General features: G+C 44.6%; 15 protein-coding genes and 2 pseudogenes. All 17 read left to right on the forward strand.

What is annotated here, in order from left to right; translation table 11 throughout:
* Window positions 1-304: 304 nt before the first annotated feature.
* The gene (locus tag EJP77_RS02090; RefSeq protein WP_185897113.1) at window positions 305-1,096 is read left to right on the forward strand and encodes a class I SAM-dependent methyltransferase; all 792 of its coding nucleotides are present in this window, start codon (window positions 305-307) and stop codon (window positions 1,094-1,096) included.
* 214 nt (window positions 1,097-1,310) lie between these two features.
* Window positions 1,311-1,979: a cyanophycinase gene (locus EJP77_RS02095; RefSeq protein WP_127197526.1), complete on the forward strand. Its 669-nt coding sequence runs from the start codon at window positions 1,311-1,313 to the stop codon at window positions 1,977-1,979.
* A 99-nt stretch (window positions 1,980-2,078) separates the two neighbouring features.
* Window positions 2,079-2,240 (forward strand): annotated as a pseudogene (locus EJP77_RS02100) (HIT family protein); the annotation flags it as partial.
* Window positions 2,241-2,639: 399 nt separating this feature from the next.
* On the forward strand, window positions 2,640-2,954 hold the full coding sequence (locus tag EJP77_RS02110; protein ID WP_246021631.1) for a hypothetical protein: 315 nt from the start codon (window positions 2,640-2,642) through the stop codon (window positions 2,952-2,954).
* Window positions 2,955-2,959: 5 nt separating this feature from the next.
* Window positions 2,960-3,100 (forward strand): annotated as a pseudogene (locus EJP77_RS20820) (GNAT family N-acetyltransferase); the annotation flags it as partial.
* Between the two features lie 147 nt (window positions 3,101-3,247).
* On the forward strand, window positions 3,248-3,952 hold the full coding sequence (locus EJP77_RS02115; protein ID WP_127197529.1) for a GNAT family N-acetyltransferase: 705 nt from the start codon (window positions 3,248-3,250) through the stop codon (window positions 3,950-3,952).
* A 203-nt stretch (window positions 3,953-4,155) separates the two neighbouring features.
* The gene (locus EJP77_RS02120) at window positions 4,156-4,719 is read left to right on the forward strand and encodes a MarR family winged helix-turn-helix transcriptional regulator (protein WP_127197530.1); all 564 of its coding nucleotides are present in this window, start codon (window positions 4,156-4,158) and stop codon (window positions 4,717-4,719) included.
* Between the two features lie 115 nt (window positions 4,720-4,834).
* Entirely contained in the window at window positions 4,835-5,344 is a 510-nt protein-coding gene (locus EJP77_RS02125; protein WP_185897115.1) for a hypothetical protein, read from the forward strand.
* The gene (locus EJP77_RS02130) at window positions 5,341-6,198 is read left to right on the forward strand and encodes an SDR family oxidoreductase (protein WP_127197531.1); all 858 of its coding nucleotides are present in this window, start codon (window positions 5,341-5,343) and stop codon (window positions 6,196-6,198) included. The genes EJP77_RS02125 and EJP77_RS02130 overlap by 4 nt, the downstream gene beginning before the upstream one ends.
* 615 nt (window positions 6,199-6,813) lie before the next feature.
* A complete protein-coding gene (locus tag EJP77_RS02135) occupies window positions 6,814-8,079 on the forward strand; it encodes a hypothetical protein (RefSeq protein ID WP_127197532.1) in 1,266 nt (421 codons plus the stop codon).
* Window positions 8,080-8,139: 60 nt separating this feature from the next.
* Window positions 8,140-8,865, forward strand: a complete 726-nt coding sequence (locus EJP77_RS02140; protein ID WP_127197533.1) for an ABC transporter ATP-binding protein — start codon at window positions 8,140-8,142, stop codon at window positions 8,863-8,865.
* Window positions 8,852-9,604 (forward strand): ABC transporter permease, encoded by a 753-nt coding sequence (locus EJP77_RS02145; RefSeq protein ID WP_127197534.1) that lies wholly within the window; start codon window positions 8,852-8,854, stop codon window positions 9,602-9,604. Before EJP77_RS02140 ends, EJP77_RS02145 begins: the two co-directional genes overlap by 14 nt.
* An 8-nt stretch (window positions 9,605-9,612) precedes the next feature.
* Window positions 9,613-11,046 carry a sensor histidine kinase gene (locus EJP77_RS02150; RefSeq protein ID WP_127197535.1) on the forward strand — a complete coding sequence of 478 codons (1,434 nt, stop codon included), beginning with the start codon at window positions 9,613-9,615 and terminating at the stop codon, window positions 11,044-11,046.
* A gap of 16 nt (window positions 11,047-11,062) precedes the next feature.
* Window positions 11,063-11,758: a response regulator transcription factor gene (locus EJP77_RS02155; RefSeq protein WP_127198265.1), complete on the forward strand. Its 696-nt coding sequence runs from the start codon at window positions 11,063-11,065 to the stop codon at window positions 11,756-11,758.
* 580 nt (window positions 11,759-12,338) lie between these two features.
* A complete protein-coding gene (locus EJP77_RS02160; RefSeq protein ID WP_127197536.1) occupies window positions 12,339-13,769 on the forward strand; it encodes an amidohydrolase in 1,431 nt (476 codons plus the stop codon).
* Window positions 13,766-14,794 carry an ABC transporter ATP-binding protein gene (locus EJP77_RS02165; protein WP_127197537.1) on the forward strand — a complete coding sequence of 343 codons (1,029 nt, stop codon included), beginning with the start codon at window positions 13,766-13,768 and terminating at the stop codon, window positions 14,792-14,794. The genes EJP77_RS02160 and EJP77_RS02165 overlap by 4 nt, the downstream gene beginning before the upstream one ends.
* Window positions 14,791-15,804 carry an ABC transporter ATP-binding protein gene (locus EJP77_RS02170; protein ID WP_127197538.1) on the forward strand — a complete coding sequence of 338 codons (1,014 nt, stop codon included), beginning with the start codon at window positions 14,791-14,793 and terminating at the stop codon, window positions 15,802-15,804. Before EJP77_RS02165 ends, EJP77_RS02170 begins: the two co-directional genes overlap by 4 nt.
* Window positions 15,805-15,823 lie beyond the last annotated feature (19 nt).

Raw genomic sequence — 15,823 nt, forward strand, 5'->3', positions numbered from 1 at the left:
TAGTTGAATTAAACAAAGAGCAGTTTGCCTCGGCAGATTTGCTCTTTGTTTCGTTAAGCAAAAGGGTAGTAGAGTTCAAAGCACAAGAGAAAAATTATTGTTGCCATTAAATCACGATTTGGATATAATTTCTAAAAACCATCTCGATAATGAAGATAGTAGTTACAGTCAGGTGTGACTTAGCGAGTCGGGCAAAAAAGAGGGCCGATTACGGTCAAATTAGAGTGGTACCACGGGAAGTGATCTCGTCTCTATAGAGACGGGATTTTTTGTTATATAAATTTTAATGAGGGGGATTCTGCAAATGAATAACGTCGCCAACTATTATCAAATGATTGACGAAGCTTCAAGATTCTCAAGAAACTCCAGGAAAATTGAGTTTTTGACAACTAACTTTGTCTTGGAAAAGATTCTACCTCCTCATGCAAAAATATTAGACGTCGGTGCCGGCACTGGCGTTTATTCTTTTCACTACGCAGAACGACAGCACGAGGTTGTAGCTGTGGACATTACGCCGAAGCATATTAAAGCGATTAAAGAGAAGTGCCGTAAAAGTGACTTGAATATGGAAGCGTATGTTGAGAATGCCATCGATTTAATCAGATTCGGTTCCGAAACTTTTGACGCTGTGATGTGTTTCGGACCGATGTATCACTTAACGAATGCTGCTGATAGAGATCGCTGCGTTCGAGAAAGCTTACGTGTTTTAAAAAGAGGCGGACTGCTGGCTGTTGCATATATCAATAAATACTCATGCATACCGATGTTGGCTACGAGAGACCGACGATTTATACGCGATAGTGTGATTGAGAAGGTCATTAACGAAGGTGTGATCGTCGAAGGAGATGAAGACTGTTTTTGGACGGATGCTTATTTTACAAGTCCAGAGGAGATCGAGGCACTCTTAGCTGAGTTCAAAGTTACAGGTGTTGATCATGTGGGTACTGACGGGATCAGTCACACTATACAGGAATATGTTGATGCTCTGGGCGAGAAAGAGTTTGAATCGTGGATGAAGTATCATTTCCAAACATGCAGAGAGAGAAGCGTCTTAGGGATGAGTACTCACGGTTTATACATCTGTAAGAAAGAGTAAAGGTTACGGTGGTTATGAAGAAGGCTACCGATTGCCAATTAGATAAGTATCTAACTGGTCTTCCATCAAATTTGATTAAGCTAACGGGAAGGTTAACGTGGAGACAAATTTCTCACGAATTCCAGTTTATTGTAATATATAGTTATATTTATGAAAGAATGTTTTAGCGTTATGATTGGAAGAATTTAAATTGTACATACGGAGGTAATAAAGTTTGAATACTCACTACTACTTCAGTTGGTTTAATCATTTTTTTCCAGAGAAGCTGGTCCAATGTTTGCATGAGGATATTAAAGACAGAAAATCATTGGTATTGATTAGCGCTAATCCGTTTATTGATCAAGATGAGCAAGTTAACGTGGATGATACTTCTGAATGGACATGGTTGAATCAGGCTAAAATTGTTTTCGATGAATATCATTTCATTGATTATCGCATGCAGAAGGAAGATGCCCAGCAATTCATTCAACACGCTTCAGTCATTTTTCTATGCGGCGGCTACCCGGTTTTGCAGAAAGAATTTTTAATAGATTATGAATTATCGGATGTGATTAAGAACAGCAATGCCGTTATACTGGGTGCTAGTGCTGGCTCGTTAAACATGGCTGCCCAGTGGTTAAGCTTGAACGATACTGGCAATGAAGTTGAAACAACTACAATTTATGATGGTATTGGCATTGATCAATTTGCCTATGAATCTCACTCTCAACGTGACTACGCTACGTTTGTTCAAGGTTACCTGTTCCTTTTGTCTGAAGAGATTGATGTATATGCGGCAGAACAGGAAAGCACTATACGTGTAAAGGACGGCAAAATAGAAATATTGGGCCCTGTATATTTAATTTCCCACTCAAAGATTCAGAAATTGGTTGAGACGCTCTAATTAGGGTGATCAGCTACTTTGTTCAACTAACGGGCAGTGTAGTTTAATCGCTTCACGAATACCTATATATGAAAATAATAAAAATGGGGTGGGTTATATATGGCTAATGATGTTCAAGATTTTTATTGTGACGAAGTATTAAGTGGTAAAACAGAAGTACAAAAAGTTTTGGAGATGGAGAACACCTTAGCTTTTCATCATAGTCGTCCTTATTATGAAGTACATATCGTAGTGATTCCTAAAAAACACATAGCTTCACTATACGAAAATATGTGGAATCATAGATTTTTAGAGTTCATATAAGATGAAAACCAAAATGAACGCTAATAGTTGACGAAATCCCAAGATGGAAAAACGAATCCCGAAGCTCTTGATCGAAGAAGCTGTAATTCATTTTAAGATTCCTATCACTCACTTAGGGAGAGAGCTATGTTCGAGTTCCTATATAGTACCGGTTGTCGAATTGGGGAAGTTGTAAAAATAGACAGTGAGGAGTTGAAGTGGGAGAACTGTTCTGCGATTGCGACTACGCAGATATATGCTCAACTCTGTGGGGAACGGCGGCGAGAACTATACCGTGGTTATTTCTAAAGGAATTTATGAACAGCTCTCAACTAAAGGGCAGTTATGTTACATAGACCGAAACAGGAGGATGAGTGTATGGCTATTGTACGATTAGCGACATTAGACGATGTAGATGAACTTGTTGGAATGCGTTGGGATTTTTCTACGGAGGATTATGGGGTTAGTACGGTTAGTTTTGAGGAGTTTCACCAGATTTGTAGCGAGTTTTTAGTTAGAGCGATTGAAAACGGAGATTGGTATATTTGGGTGGCAGAAGTTGAAAAAAACATAGTTTCACATATGTACTTACAGTTGATACATAAAGTACCGAGACCGGGGCAAACTCGTGACCTTATTACGGATATGTTACTAATGTCTATACTCGCCCAGCTTTTAGAAGCCAAGGTTTAGGAGCCGAAATTCACATGGCAATGGAAAAATGGTCCAAAGAAAATGATGTTGAATTTCTTATTCTTTGGCCAAGTAGCACTAGTGTTCAGTTTTATACAAGAAATGGATTTGCTCGATGTGATGAAGCAATGGAAAAACATTGGTGATGACATACCAAGAAGGCATTGAAATAACGGGATAAGTTATTTGAATAAAGGAAACTGACGAGGCTGCCATGAATATATATGGCAGCCTCGTTGCGCTAACGGGCAGGTTAACCCAATAAGAATAGTTATGGAAGAGGGGAGTATGATATGCAAATTCGTAAAATGAAACCAAATGATTTGAGCCTAATCGCAAGAGTGAACATTAACACCTTTAGAGAAACACAACGAGGAATCGTTCCTGATGCGTTTATTGAAGAGTTGTCCTATGAAGGAGCCGAAGAGCGATTCCAACGAATGCTTAATAAAAATGAGCAGTTATCAACCATCTTTGTTGCAGAAGATGATGATTCGGTAATTGGATACGCCATGGGAGGTTTAGCAAGAGAGAAAGTACAGAGTTATCAAGGTGAACTATATGGAATCTATATCTTACCGAATTATCATGGCAAGGGAATTGGTCGCAGTTTAATGAGTTCGGTCGCTAATTATCTGGGAGAGGAAGATGTTCATTCTATGTTTGTCGTGGTGTTCTCGTCATCAGAAAATCAAAGTACGTGTGTAGATTCAATTGGTCCTGTTGAACTCTTAAAGAACGAAAAGCCAATAGCGGTAGCTCCCGGAGCAGTTATTAAGTTCGTTATGAATTACGAACCTCTCCCGAATAAATCTTCTGTTGAGCAATTCACCAAAGACCAACAAATAACTCAAGTAGCTGTTAATAATGATGCATTTCAGGCACCTATCCAAAAAGGAACTTATTACTATTCATTCGGCGTGTGGTGGATGGATGAGAAAAAAACGAATGTCGCTCATGGTGATGCTTTTTACAATTTTGTTTTGGAAGTTATCTAAAAGGATTCAACAAACGGAGAACGTTAGTTGATTGATCCTGGAGCAATTTGCCGCCGCGGCAGCTGCTCCTTTTGTCGGGGCAGTATGCATAATCAAATACAGTGGCCGAGGAGGAATACATTTCCTGATATGAAGAAAGGAGGGGTGTTGATGTGTTATAAAAATGTGTTGACACAAAAGTAATTAGGAACCATACTATATATATGAATAACAAGAATAAAATAATAAATGACATTGACGCTATTCCCTCACTTGCACAATCCAAGCGTCAGATTGATCGCTATAACCTAGACATAGACGCACAGGCTATACTCGTCGCATCTAGGCTAATGGCAGCGGGGGCCAAGCTTGCACATGCCTCGGAGATTCATTTCTCTAGATTCGGTTTATCAACAGGTCGATATCGTTTATTGGCAGACCTTGAAGATAACGAAGGAGAAGAGTTGCCTTCACAATTAGCGGAGCATCTAGGCGTTACACGTGCTACAGTGACAGGTCTTATCGACATTCTTGAACGAGATGGGCTAGTATCTCGGCGAGCAAGCTCAGACGATGGCCGTCAGAGATCGGTCATTTTGACGGAAGAAGGAGCGAAGAAGCTCCGTGAAATGGCTCCTGAGCATTTCGCTCGGCTGGAAGCAATGGTGGGCTTACTCAATATCGATGAGCGCAGCGTATTTCTTGACTTGCTAGGTCGAGTTACACAAGGTATCTCAGCACTTACGGGCGAACTAGGCTCGAAAGAAACCAAAGGGAAACATCAGTAATGAGTAGAATAGGCTAGTGAAGCTAGCCTATTTTTATTCTTATATAGTTAGGCAGCTAATTATATCTCACTGAAAGCAATCATTGAACTATTTCAAAGAAGAAGGGAGCAACTAAATGAACAAAATGAAATACCCGAATCAGACAGATGATGTTTACGGCATCAAGGTTGCTGGTTTCAAGAAAAAGACTTTTGTACTATGGCGTGAAGTTGTAATGGCCTATGCTGCTCCTGCCATCATGGCAGGTATCGGGGGATTGGCTACTGCCGATAGGGGTCTTCAATTAGGGGCATTGACCACAATCGGCGGTACATCGGCCTTGATGGCCTTGATGATTGGCCTTTTGTTGCGCAGCCGAGTGGGCCATATACGATGGGTCATTGGTGCACCTCACTTGGTTGTGGTAGGAGTGTTCGCATTGGCCGGGTCCTCGTTTGGCCTATTCGCCGCATGGGTGACATCTGGTTTACTAGAAATTACGATTCCGAGCAATCACTTGGCCTGGTTCGATCGTGTCTGGATTGATTTTCCGTTGTCTGGATTCATAGCAAGCACGATAGTGACATGGCGGTGGCGTCTTGCCGTCACAACTAATTTTTCATCCAAAAGGAGAAGAAAAAAATGATAGTTATTATGGGAGCAACAGGTACGATAGGCAGTGCGCTTTTAGAACGTTTGGTTGATCTTGGCGTACCCGCCAGGGCGCTGAGCAGAGAGCCTGAGAAGTTACGTGATCAGATTGGAGAAAAAGGCCGGTCGACTATCGAGGTCGCATTTGCTGATGCTTCCGACCCCGAATCCCTGCGCCGCGCGTTTACAGGAGCTAGCCAAGTCTTCCTTGCCATGACCAATAGTCCAAGACAAGTCGAATTGGAAACTTCGATCATTCAGATTGCATCCGAAGCTGGAATCAAACACATCGTAAAAATATCCAGTCCTGCCTTTGAGCAGAGCTCTCCAGTGGCAGTGGCGAGCTGGCATCAAGAGATCGAGAAAACACTGAGCGAATCGGGTCTCGCCCACACCGTGTTGCGTCCTTATGCGTTCATGCAAAACTTACTACGTCTTGCACCAACGATCACTACTCAAAATGTTTTCTATGGCTGCATGGGCGATTCACCCTGTAACTTCATTGACTGTCGCGATATCGCAGATGTTGCCGCAAAAGTTCTGACCAACCGCGAGGTATCAGGCCAAATATACACGCTTACTGGTTCGGAGATTTTCAGTTATCCCCAGATCGCGAGTAAACTATCCGCCCTTCTTAATCGGCCGATAAGCTACATCAACATGGAACCCCAAATCCTACTCCGCAATCTTATAGAGCACGGGCATATGCCTCCTTGGCTCGCGAACCACGTTGTGGAAATTCAAACCATGTCTACGGTGGTGCCAGAAAGTCCAAATGATACTGTGAAGCGCTTGCTCGGCAGAGAGCCACGCACGTTAGACGCCTTTCTGCATGAGTATTTCCGATAGAGGCGGAGTCCACCTATTTTGAAATTTGTGTCGGTGGCAGCATTTTGTTCCGATCTCAGACAAGACATTAAGCTAACGGGATACGTTAGTTGATCCAGAACAGGGAGCAGGCCGCATCGGCCTTGCTCCCATTTTCATTGAATTAATTTAATAGGATAAGGTAGAAGTGTTGTATATGGAACGATGAAAAGGGGATGAATATAATTTTGAAACTTTGACAGGACAGCTTACTGTTGTAATTACATTTGGGTTCGAGGCTTTGTAAAATGCAGCCTTTCCTTTGATATATAAGGAAAATTGATGTTTTGCTTGGTTTAGCTTAATCATTGGAGTTATTGTTTGGTTGCTCTTATTATGGATTGTCGGACGACAAGTACTTCAATACAATGGAAGTCGCATAAACTGCGGCTTTTTTATTTTTGTATAGAAGTGCTTTTCATTTGCTCAAGACTAGTACTTATATACAAAGCCAATCCTCTCCGTCTTATTTGATATAAAATAAACAGGGTTCTAGTTAATATTTTGTTAATAAGTTATTTAGAAAAATGCAATTGTCCTCATTTATAATGAATGATGAGGAAACGTTTCCCAATATGAAATAAAGGAGTTCCAAAAATGAAACTTAGTAAAAAAGGGATTACCGCACTTTCATTTACCCTTGGAGCCTGTCTTTTTGTATCGACAGCCTTCGCCGATACGCTGCTGGGATCTGGTTACGACCAGCTGAAAGGTTCTGCAAAAAACACTGCGTCCCAAATGGAGAAGGGACTGGACAGCTACACGATAGAGGCGTTGTATGCACTAAAGGATAACGGTCAAACTTTGTATGAGGAATCCAATACTAATAAATTCGATGCGCAAAAGCAGGCAAGTGAGAATACGAGTGTGACTCAAGTCTCCAGTGGCAATACAACAACGAATTACTCGTACACCGACCAAAAGCATTCGATTTGGAAAAACGGAACGGATGATAAGTATTATGTGACAGAATTTCCGGAAGATGAAGTGAGGGGAAAAATGTTCGCCAGCCCGTTCAACGCAAAGGGGGCTCCTGAGATCGAAAAAATCGTTGACGCCCTGGTGGGTAATTTGAAAGATTATGTACAGGCGGAAGAAAGGGCTGACGGCGGAAGAGTCTACTCGGGCAGTCTATCCGAGGCACAGGTTCCCGCGGTAGTGAATGCCGTTTCATCTTTTGGCATCAAGCAGATGATTAATGAGCAGGGACGCATGCAAAGGGATGCGAAAATGCCGGAAATCGAGAGCGATATTTTTGTTAAGAAGGTTGTGGGCACGGCCGCTGAGAACAAATCGGGATTACTCGAGAATGTTACTGGCGAGGTAATCTTGTCCGGTAAGGATAAAAACGGCACGCAGCATGATTTAACGTTAAATATCGTTTTGAAACTATCCAATATCGGAAATACGAAGATTACCATGCCTGACCTGACCGGAGCAAACGTAGAAAATGTAACCGATTCAGGCGGCTTTAGCAGTAAGTTTGTCGGAAAATACAAAAATAATATTATTACTGAGAAAGACGGCAAATTTATCAAAATCGGCGAGAGAAACCTTGAAATTACAAGTATGGATAAGGACAAAGTAACGGGCAAGTATCACGAAACCGTGAAACCCGGGTTTGAAGCGGAGTACGGCGACAAGTATAACTTTACCTTTGAATACAATCCTAAGCGTTCCAATTCCATGTCTACATTCACTTACACCAATTCAAAGGGTGAACAGGAAAATGGGCAGCTCTATCCGGGCGGTTCTGGAAAGATCTATCTCGAACTGAACATTAAGATGATCGACAGCAATTCGTATCAGTCCAACAACCAACAATATTATGATGGGGAATTTAGCCGTGTTTTTGAGGATTAATCGGTTAAGGGAAGCCGCTGATGCGGCTTCCTGACCATTATGGGGGAGATGTTGAAACACATGCATAAAGCTATCGAAATTACCGAACTTACCAAGGTGTATAGCAATGGCAGAGGAATCAGTAATATGAACTTAACAATAGATCAAGGTGATATTTTCGGCTTTTTGGGACCCAATGGTGCAGGAAAGACGACGGCTATGAAAGTGATGGCGGGACTAATGAGACCGGACCGAGGCGATGTGAAGATATTCGGCGCCAGTGTTATAGATGACTATGTCAATGCGATGAAGCATGTAGGCTGTATTATCGAGACAGCGGAGTCTTACCCTTATTTGTCGGCCAATGAAAACTTGAAGCTGTTTGCACGGTTCTACCCGCACGTGGATCAGAAGAGAATCGATGAATGTCTTGAAATCACCGGCTTGCTGAAATATAAAAATGAAAAATCCAGAAAGTTCTCATTAGGGATGAAGCAACGTTTGGGTGTGGCAGCTGCTATTTTGTCAAAACCCAAGCTGTTAATTTTGGACGAGCCGCTTAACGGACTTGATGTTGAGGGGATAATAGAGATGCGGAAGCTGATTAAACAACTTGTTCACGAGTCAGGTACAACCTTCTTTATCTCCAGCCATTTGATTCATGATGTGGAGTTAACCTGTACAAGAATCGGTGTTGTGTATGGGGGACAGCTTATCAATGTCGACTATACCCATAACATTCTCTCGAATTATTCTTCTCTTGAAAATTATTTCATTAGTGAGGTGGACAGGAATGGCCGGGTTTAAAGCTGCATTCATTATTGAAGCCATCAAGCTGTTGAAAAAGAAAAAAATAATTGCGGCCGCCATTTTGTCAATATTCGCAGTCGTAATTGGACAAATTGCGGTTACAGCGATTAAACATGGGCTTGGACTTCGGGTTGCAGGCAGCACCGAATTTCCGTTCTTGGTTCTATCGATTTTCAGTTATACGATATTACCTCTATTTGCTACGTTTGTGGCAATTGATATGTTTAGCGGTGAATTTTCGTCCAATACGATGAAAATAACGCTCACCAGACCTGTATCCAGGTTCGGCGTTTTTAGCGCAAAGGTTCTGAATTTAGCATTATTCATTTGTTCAAACTTAGTGTTTGTTATGATTCTCTCGTTGTTGGCCGGTTTCCTGTTTAATATGTCCTCTGTCAGCCTGTTAGGATTCGTTAGAGTTGTATTATCCTATATGGCGACGTTCTTTCCTGTCTTTGTATTTTCTCTTCTGGTTGTATTACTGTCTAATTTGCTCCGCGGGGGTTTGGCCGTTTTTTTTCTGGCAATTATTGCTTTTATCGCCTTTAACTTTTTGGATATCGTGTTCTCGAGTTATTCCAGTTTCTTTATTACGTCGATGTTCGACTGGTACACGCTCTGGATCTCCGAATCAATCAACGTGTATAAAATATTACGCCAGGTCTTAATCATGTTGGGCTGTGGTATAATGTTATTTACTGCTGGATACTACTTGTTTGATAGAAAGGATATATAGAAGGGGAAATGCATGTAACGAAACGCTTTTTCATGATGAATGCGCTGACTGTACTGCTTTCTATCGGTTTCACCGTTTTGGCTGCCTTCATTTTTGCTGCTGTGTATACCAAAGTTTTTGGCCAAGAGGTGTATGTCCATGAAATGCAAAGAGTCATTGAGGTCAGGACAGGAATCAGTGAGATCAAACGCGAAGCCATGAACTCTAAGTTCGAACAGCTTTTGGATAAGCAGTATCAGCAAGAATTGTCTGCGCGGGTTAAGTCTTTGGGCGCAAGTGCCATCCTTCTAAAAAACAGGGAGGTATTATACTCCACGAAAAAATTCAGCGAACTTGATATCGAAAGAAGCCTAATGCTAACCAGCGGTATGCCCGATCAAGATACTGTGGAGCTGGACGGCACAACTTATATGTTTGCTCGAGCGACATACAAGCTTCCGACTGGCGAAGACGGGGTTTTACTACTGTTGGCGCCCGTAACGCTGAATTCGGACTTTTACATACTGCTTGGCATTTTTGCGATCAGCTTTTTCATTTTGACTTTTCTGCTGATGAATTTTTGGGTTTCTTATCGATTCTCACGCGGGATGCTTAATCCGATCTCCAGATTGAAGGCGGCCGCCGTACGAATAAGTGAAGGCGATTTGAACTTCGGGATTGCGGAGGAAGGCGAAGATGAGGTAAGGGAGCTCTGCAGAACACTGGAACTCATGAGGGTTAAGCTGAAGGAATCGATTTATCTGCAGAACAAATATGATGAGAACCGGAATTTTTTGGTGTCAAGTATCTCACATGACTTAAAAACGCCGGTTACATCCATTATTGGTTATATTGAAGGGATTATCGATGGGGTAGCGAGGACACCGGAGAAGACGGAAGAGTATCTGGAAACGGCCCGTTCCAAGGCGGTATTGGTGAATATGATGATTGATGATCTTATTTTATATTCCAAGCTTGACTTAAAACAGCTCCCTTATCATTTTCAGAGTACGAACCTAGCCGGCTATTTCGAGGATTGCGTGTCAGAATACCAATATGAGTTTGAACAGGCGAACTTCACTTTCGAGCTTATTAATGAGCTGGTTTCGCCCGTCACGGTCTTAATCGATCGCGAAAGGTTCAAGAGGGTCATTCAAAATATTCTGGGCAATGCAGCGAAATACTTGGAAAAGGCTGACGGAAGTATTGTCATAATACTCAGGGAGACGCGGACATCCGCCATTATAGAAATCAAAGACAATGGAAAAGGGATACCGGAGAAGGATCTTCCCCATATTTTTGACAGGTTTTATCGGGTGGACCCTTCTCGAACAAATACCGATGGCAGCGGCCTCGGGCTTGCTATTGCCAAGCAGATTCTGGAAGGGCATGAGGGAGAGATTTGGGCTAGAAGTATTGTGGGAGAAGGAACCCGGATAATGATATCACTGAGAAAAGTGTAGGGCTGTGGAGGTTATGATGAAAAGGCTGCTCATTGTTGAAGATGACCAAAGCATTGCAAATCTGCAAAAGGACTACCTGGAGCTAAGCGGATACTCGGTTAGGATCGTGAACAATGGATCCGAGGGTCTCAAGGCTCTCGAGGAAGAAGAATTTGGACTTGTTATATTAGACATTATGCTTCCTGGTATAGACGGGTTCGAAGTATTAAAAACCATCCGTGAACAGGAAGATATCCCGGTGCTTCTTGTATCCGCCAGAGCAGATGAAATCTATAAAATAAACGGCCTCGGCCTCGGTGCGGATGATTACATCACCAAGCCGTTCAGCTCAGGCGAGCTGGTGGCCCGGGTTAATGCGCATCTGAATAAGTTCGAGCGGATGAAAGAACGTTTTGGTAAGAAGGAAGTGGGCACTGTTCTTAGCGTCCGGGGCCTGGAGATTCAAAAGGATTCTAGAAGGGTGTTTGTGAACGGAATTGAGGTCATGCTGACACAAAGAGAATTCGAGCTGCTCTTATTTCTTTTTCAGCATGCCAATAGGGTGTTCGATAAGGAAGAGCTTTTTGAGCGAATCTGGGGGATGGATGCAATAGGAGATGCTTCTACTGTAACGGTACATATCGCCAGAATTAGAGAGAAAATAGAGAAAACCCCTTCAAAGCCCCAATATATAGGGACGGTTTGGGGAGCAGGGTACAGATTTATGGTCTGACCGTACTCTCACTTGCTTCTGGATATTTGCCGAGTTTTGTTTTTGCCATCAAGCTGATCGGAGACGAGCTTAATTTCTTGTACGAACAATTATTTGAGAAAAATATGCTAAGAGCGTTGCCGATGTATTTGGTAAAGTTGATTTGCTTTTTTGTAGCTCCAGAATATATTACGTGCGTGAGTGAAATAAACATTAATGTATAGAAGTCGCATAAACTGCGGCTTTTTTATTTTGTGTATAGAAGAGAAGTTCTTGAGAAAGTGCTAATTATTTCCCTTCTTGTCTTGAGTGCAAGACAAGAACTTCTATACAATGCCGTATTAGGACAAGACCTTCTATACAGCCCCGAGATGAACGATACCTTATGAAGTTGCTTGTAACTTGGGTAAGGGAGTTCCTAGAATTTACGCGGCTTAGGACACATCGATCGAATTCCTATATCGACATATAAAACAATCCTATAATCGGATTTATTGACGCACGGGAGGCGCGATGATAGATTATGTTCAACTTAATGTTGACTATCCAGATGCGGATTAATGAAATTAGTGAAATGAACTCATAGTTGAGGAGGCTAGTCATGAGCAAGAAGCATATCGTGGAATGGATTGAACAAAATCAAGCAAGCTTCGACCATCTGGCCGATCAAATCTGGGCACATCCTGAGCTCGCGTATGAAGAGCGGTTCGCATCCGAAGCACAAATCGAAGTGCTGCAGGATGCAGGATTTCGCATTACTAAGGAGGTAGGAGGCATTCGAACAGCGTTCATTGCTGAAAACGGTAGCGGATCCCCAGTAATTGGGATCATTGGTGAATTCGACGCCTTGCCAGGGTTGTCGCAACGCGTAGGGGTCAAGCATGAGCCAATCGTACACAATGGAGCTGGGCATGGCTGTGGTCATAATCTGCTTGGAACTGCAGGTGTAGAGGCAGCGATCGCGATTATGGATCGACTGCTAACAGAAGGGCAATCGGGTACAGTGCGTTATTACGGATGCCCCGCTGAGGAGGTGCTGTCAGGTAAGACGTTTATGGCTCGTGATGGGGTGTTCGATGATCTGGACGCAGCTCTTACTTGGCATCCTGGTTCCTCCAATCTAGCTGTATCTGCCGGCACATCAGCGCTAACTTCTATTGAGCTCCATTTCCATGGCCGTGCTGCACACGCAGGAGCTGCTCCTCATCTGGGCAGAAGCGCACTCGATGCAGTAGAGCTTATGAATGTGGGTGCGAATTACTTACGGGAACATGTGCCTGACGGTTCCCGTATTCATTACACCATTACAGATGGAGGGATCGTACCGAATATCGTACCAGACCACGCAAGCGTGTGGTACTTTCTGCGGGGCGTGAATCGCGAGCATGTGGACGGTCTGCTTCAGCGTCTACTCAATATTGCACGAGGTGCCGCTCTAATGACGGAAACAACTGTCAAATGGGAGATTAAGGCTGGCGCCTACGATTTCAAGCCGAATGAGACGCTGAATGATCTGCTCGTGAAGCAGTGGGAGGAAGCAGGACCGCTTGCTTTTACAGAAGAGGAGTTGGAATGGGCGGTTTCGCTAACGGACAGCGTGGATTCTGCTGCGCTGCGCCAAGCTAGGATTCAACAGGAACGGCTGGGGCTTGGAGAGGAAGGACTTCTTCCAACGAGTTTCGCAACATGGAAGCCAGTTGGTGTTACGCTAGGAGGCTCGACCGATCTGGGAGATGTGTCTTGGATTACGCCTGTCGGTACCATTACAACAACATGCGCTCCGGTTGGCGTACAAGTACATACTTGGCAAGCAACGGCATCCTTCGGCTCCTCCATTGGCCGCAAAGGCATGCAGTATGCTGCAAAGCTAATCGCACTCGCTGCTTATGAACTGATTACGAACGAAGAATCATTGTCACGAGCTAAGGAGGAATTCCGCCAGGCGACGCTTCACCACAAATATGTACCTGCGATTCCGTCGGATGTTCTGCCGCCGATCACCCTATCCGAACGAGTCGAGGTCAGTCGATGACGGCGCCGCTGCTGGAGATCGATCGACTGTCAATCGGTTTCAAAACCGATAATGGGCAAGCTGTAACTGTCGTGGAGGACTTGTCTCTGACAGCAGCCGAAGGGGAGACAATCTGCATTGTCGGCGAATCGGGCAGTGGCAAGAGTGTAGCATCACAATCCATTATGCGGCTGCTAGGTGAGAATGCTTTTATACAGCAAGGCGAGATCCGATTCAAGGGTGACAATCTGTTGAATAAGTCCGAGAAGGAGCTGCGGCGTATTCGCGGCAAGGACATCGCGATCATCTTTCAAGAACCGATGGCTGCACTGAATCCGGTATTCACGGTTGGTCATCAATTGCGGGAAGCGATTAAGCTGCATTCGAAACGGAAAGGCAGAGAGGCCAAGGAATATGCGATTGACCTCCTGCGACGGGTAGGCATATCAAGGCCAGAGTCCATCATGAATGGTTACCCGCATACGTTGTCGGGCGGGATGAAACAGCGTGCCGTCATCGCAATGGCGATTGCAAGCAAGCCCCAGCTGCTAATCGCGGATGAGCCAACGACAGCATTGGATGTGACGGTGCAGGCACAAATCTTGCAGCTGCTGAAGAGGTTGCAAGAGGGAAGCGGAACGACAATTGTGCTCATTACCCATGACCTTGGCGTGGTCGCCGAGATGGCGGATAAGGTTGTCGTTATGTATGCCGGTCAGATCGTGGAGCAGGCAGATGCTGAATCATTATTCGATCGTCCGCTGCATCCCTACACACAAGGATTAATGCATGCGATGCCATCGCTTCAAAAAGCTGCAGGGGCGAACGATGAGCGGCTTCTATCCATTCCAGGAACGGTACCCGCGCTGAATCGTCTTCCGCAGGGTTGTCGGTTCCATACGCGATGTGCTTACACACAAGAATGTTGCAAACAAAGCACGCCTCCGCTTGCCGCTGCTGGAGAGAATCGGCTTGTACGCTGTTGGCTCGCAGTGCCGCCGACTGGCATCGAACAGAACGCGACGGCAGGGGGCAATGCCATATGACAACCGAAGTTGTAAACCAAGAGTCTGCCCATAACGCTCATCACGCACTACCGATTGCACGGCTGGACAATGTAAGGACGTATTACCCGATCCGAAGAGGTGTGTTCAGCCGGACAGCTGGATACGTTAGAGCGGTAGATGGCGTAACGTTAAACATTTATCCTGGCGAAACGCTTGGCCTGGTAGGTGAGTCGGGCTGTGGCAAATCGTCGATTGGCCGCACGCTTCTCCGTCTAGAGGATGTGCATGAGGGCCGGATCTGGTTCGAGCAAGAGGAGATCACTCATTTCTCTGAACGCAGGATGAAGCCGTTAAGAACGCAAATGCAATTGATATTTCAAGACCCCTATGCTTCCTTGAATCCTCGACAGCGAGTAGGAGAGCTGCTTGCAGAGCCGCTTCGAGCACACAGACTATCCGTCAATGCTGAAATTGCGGCAGAGGTCGATCGTTTACTGGAGCTTGTCGGCTTGCCCCGATCGAGCAAAGATCGGTTCCCGCACGAATTCTCAGGAGGCCAGCGGCAGCGAATTGGTATCGCACGGGCGCTATCGGTTCAGCCGAAGCTTATTGTATGCGATGAGCCCGTCTCAGCCCTCGACGTGTCGATACAAGCCCAGATTCTAAATCTGTTGCAGGACCTTCAGAAGGAGCTTGGTTTAACGTATCTGTTCATTGCGCACGGACTCGGAGCGGTCAAGTACATAAGCACGCGAATAGCGGTTATGTACCTTGGACAGATCGTTGAGCTCGGCGATAAGAATCGTCTATTCGACTCACCGAGACATCCGTATACGAAGCTGCTGCTGGATGCAAACCCTGTCTCTCATCCACGTTTGCGTGTGCGAGAGAAGGTGGTGCTTGACGGTGAGGCGCCGAATCCGGCAAGTCCCCCTAGAGGCTGCCGCTTCCATACACGTTGTCCCTACGCACAGGCGAAGTGCCGTGAGCAGGAGCCACAGCTAGACGGTAGTATTCATGCTGCAGCTTGCCATTATCCGCTCTGGTAATGATGGAGCGATAAGAAGG

It is taken from the genome of Paenibacillus zeisoli, from assembly GCF_003994465.1.
Lineage (GTDB): Bacteria > Bacillota > Bacilli > Paenibacillales > Paenibacillaceae > Fontibacillus > Fontibacillus zeisoli.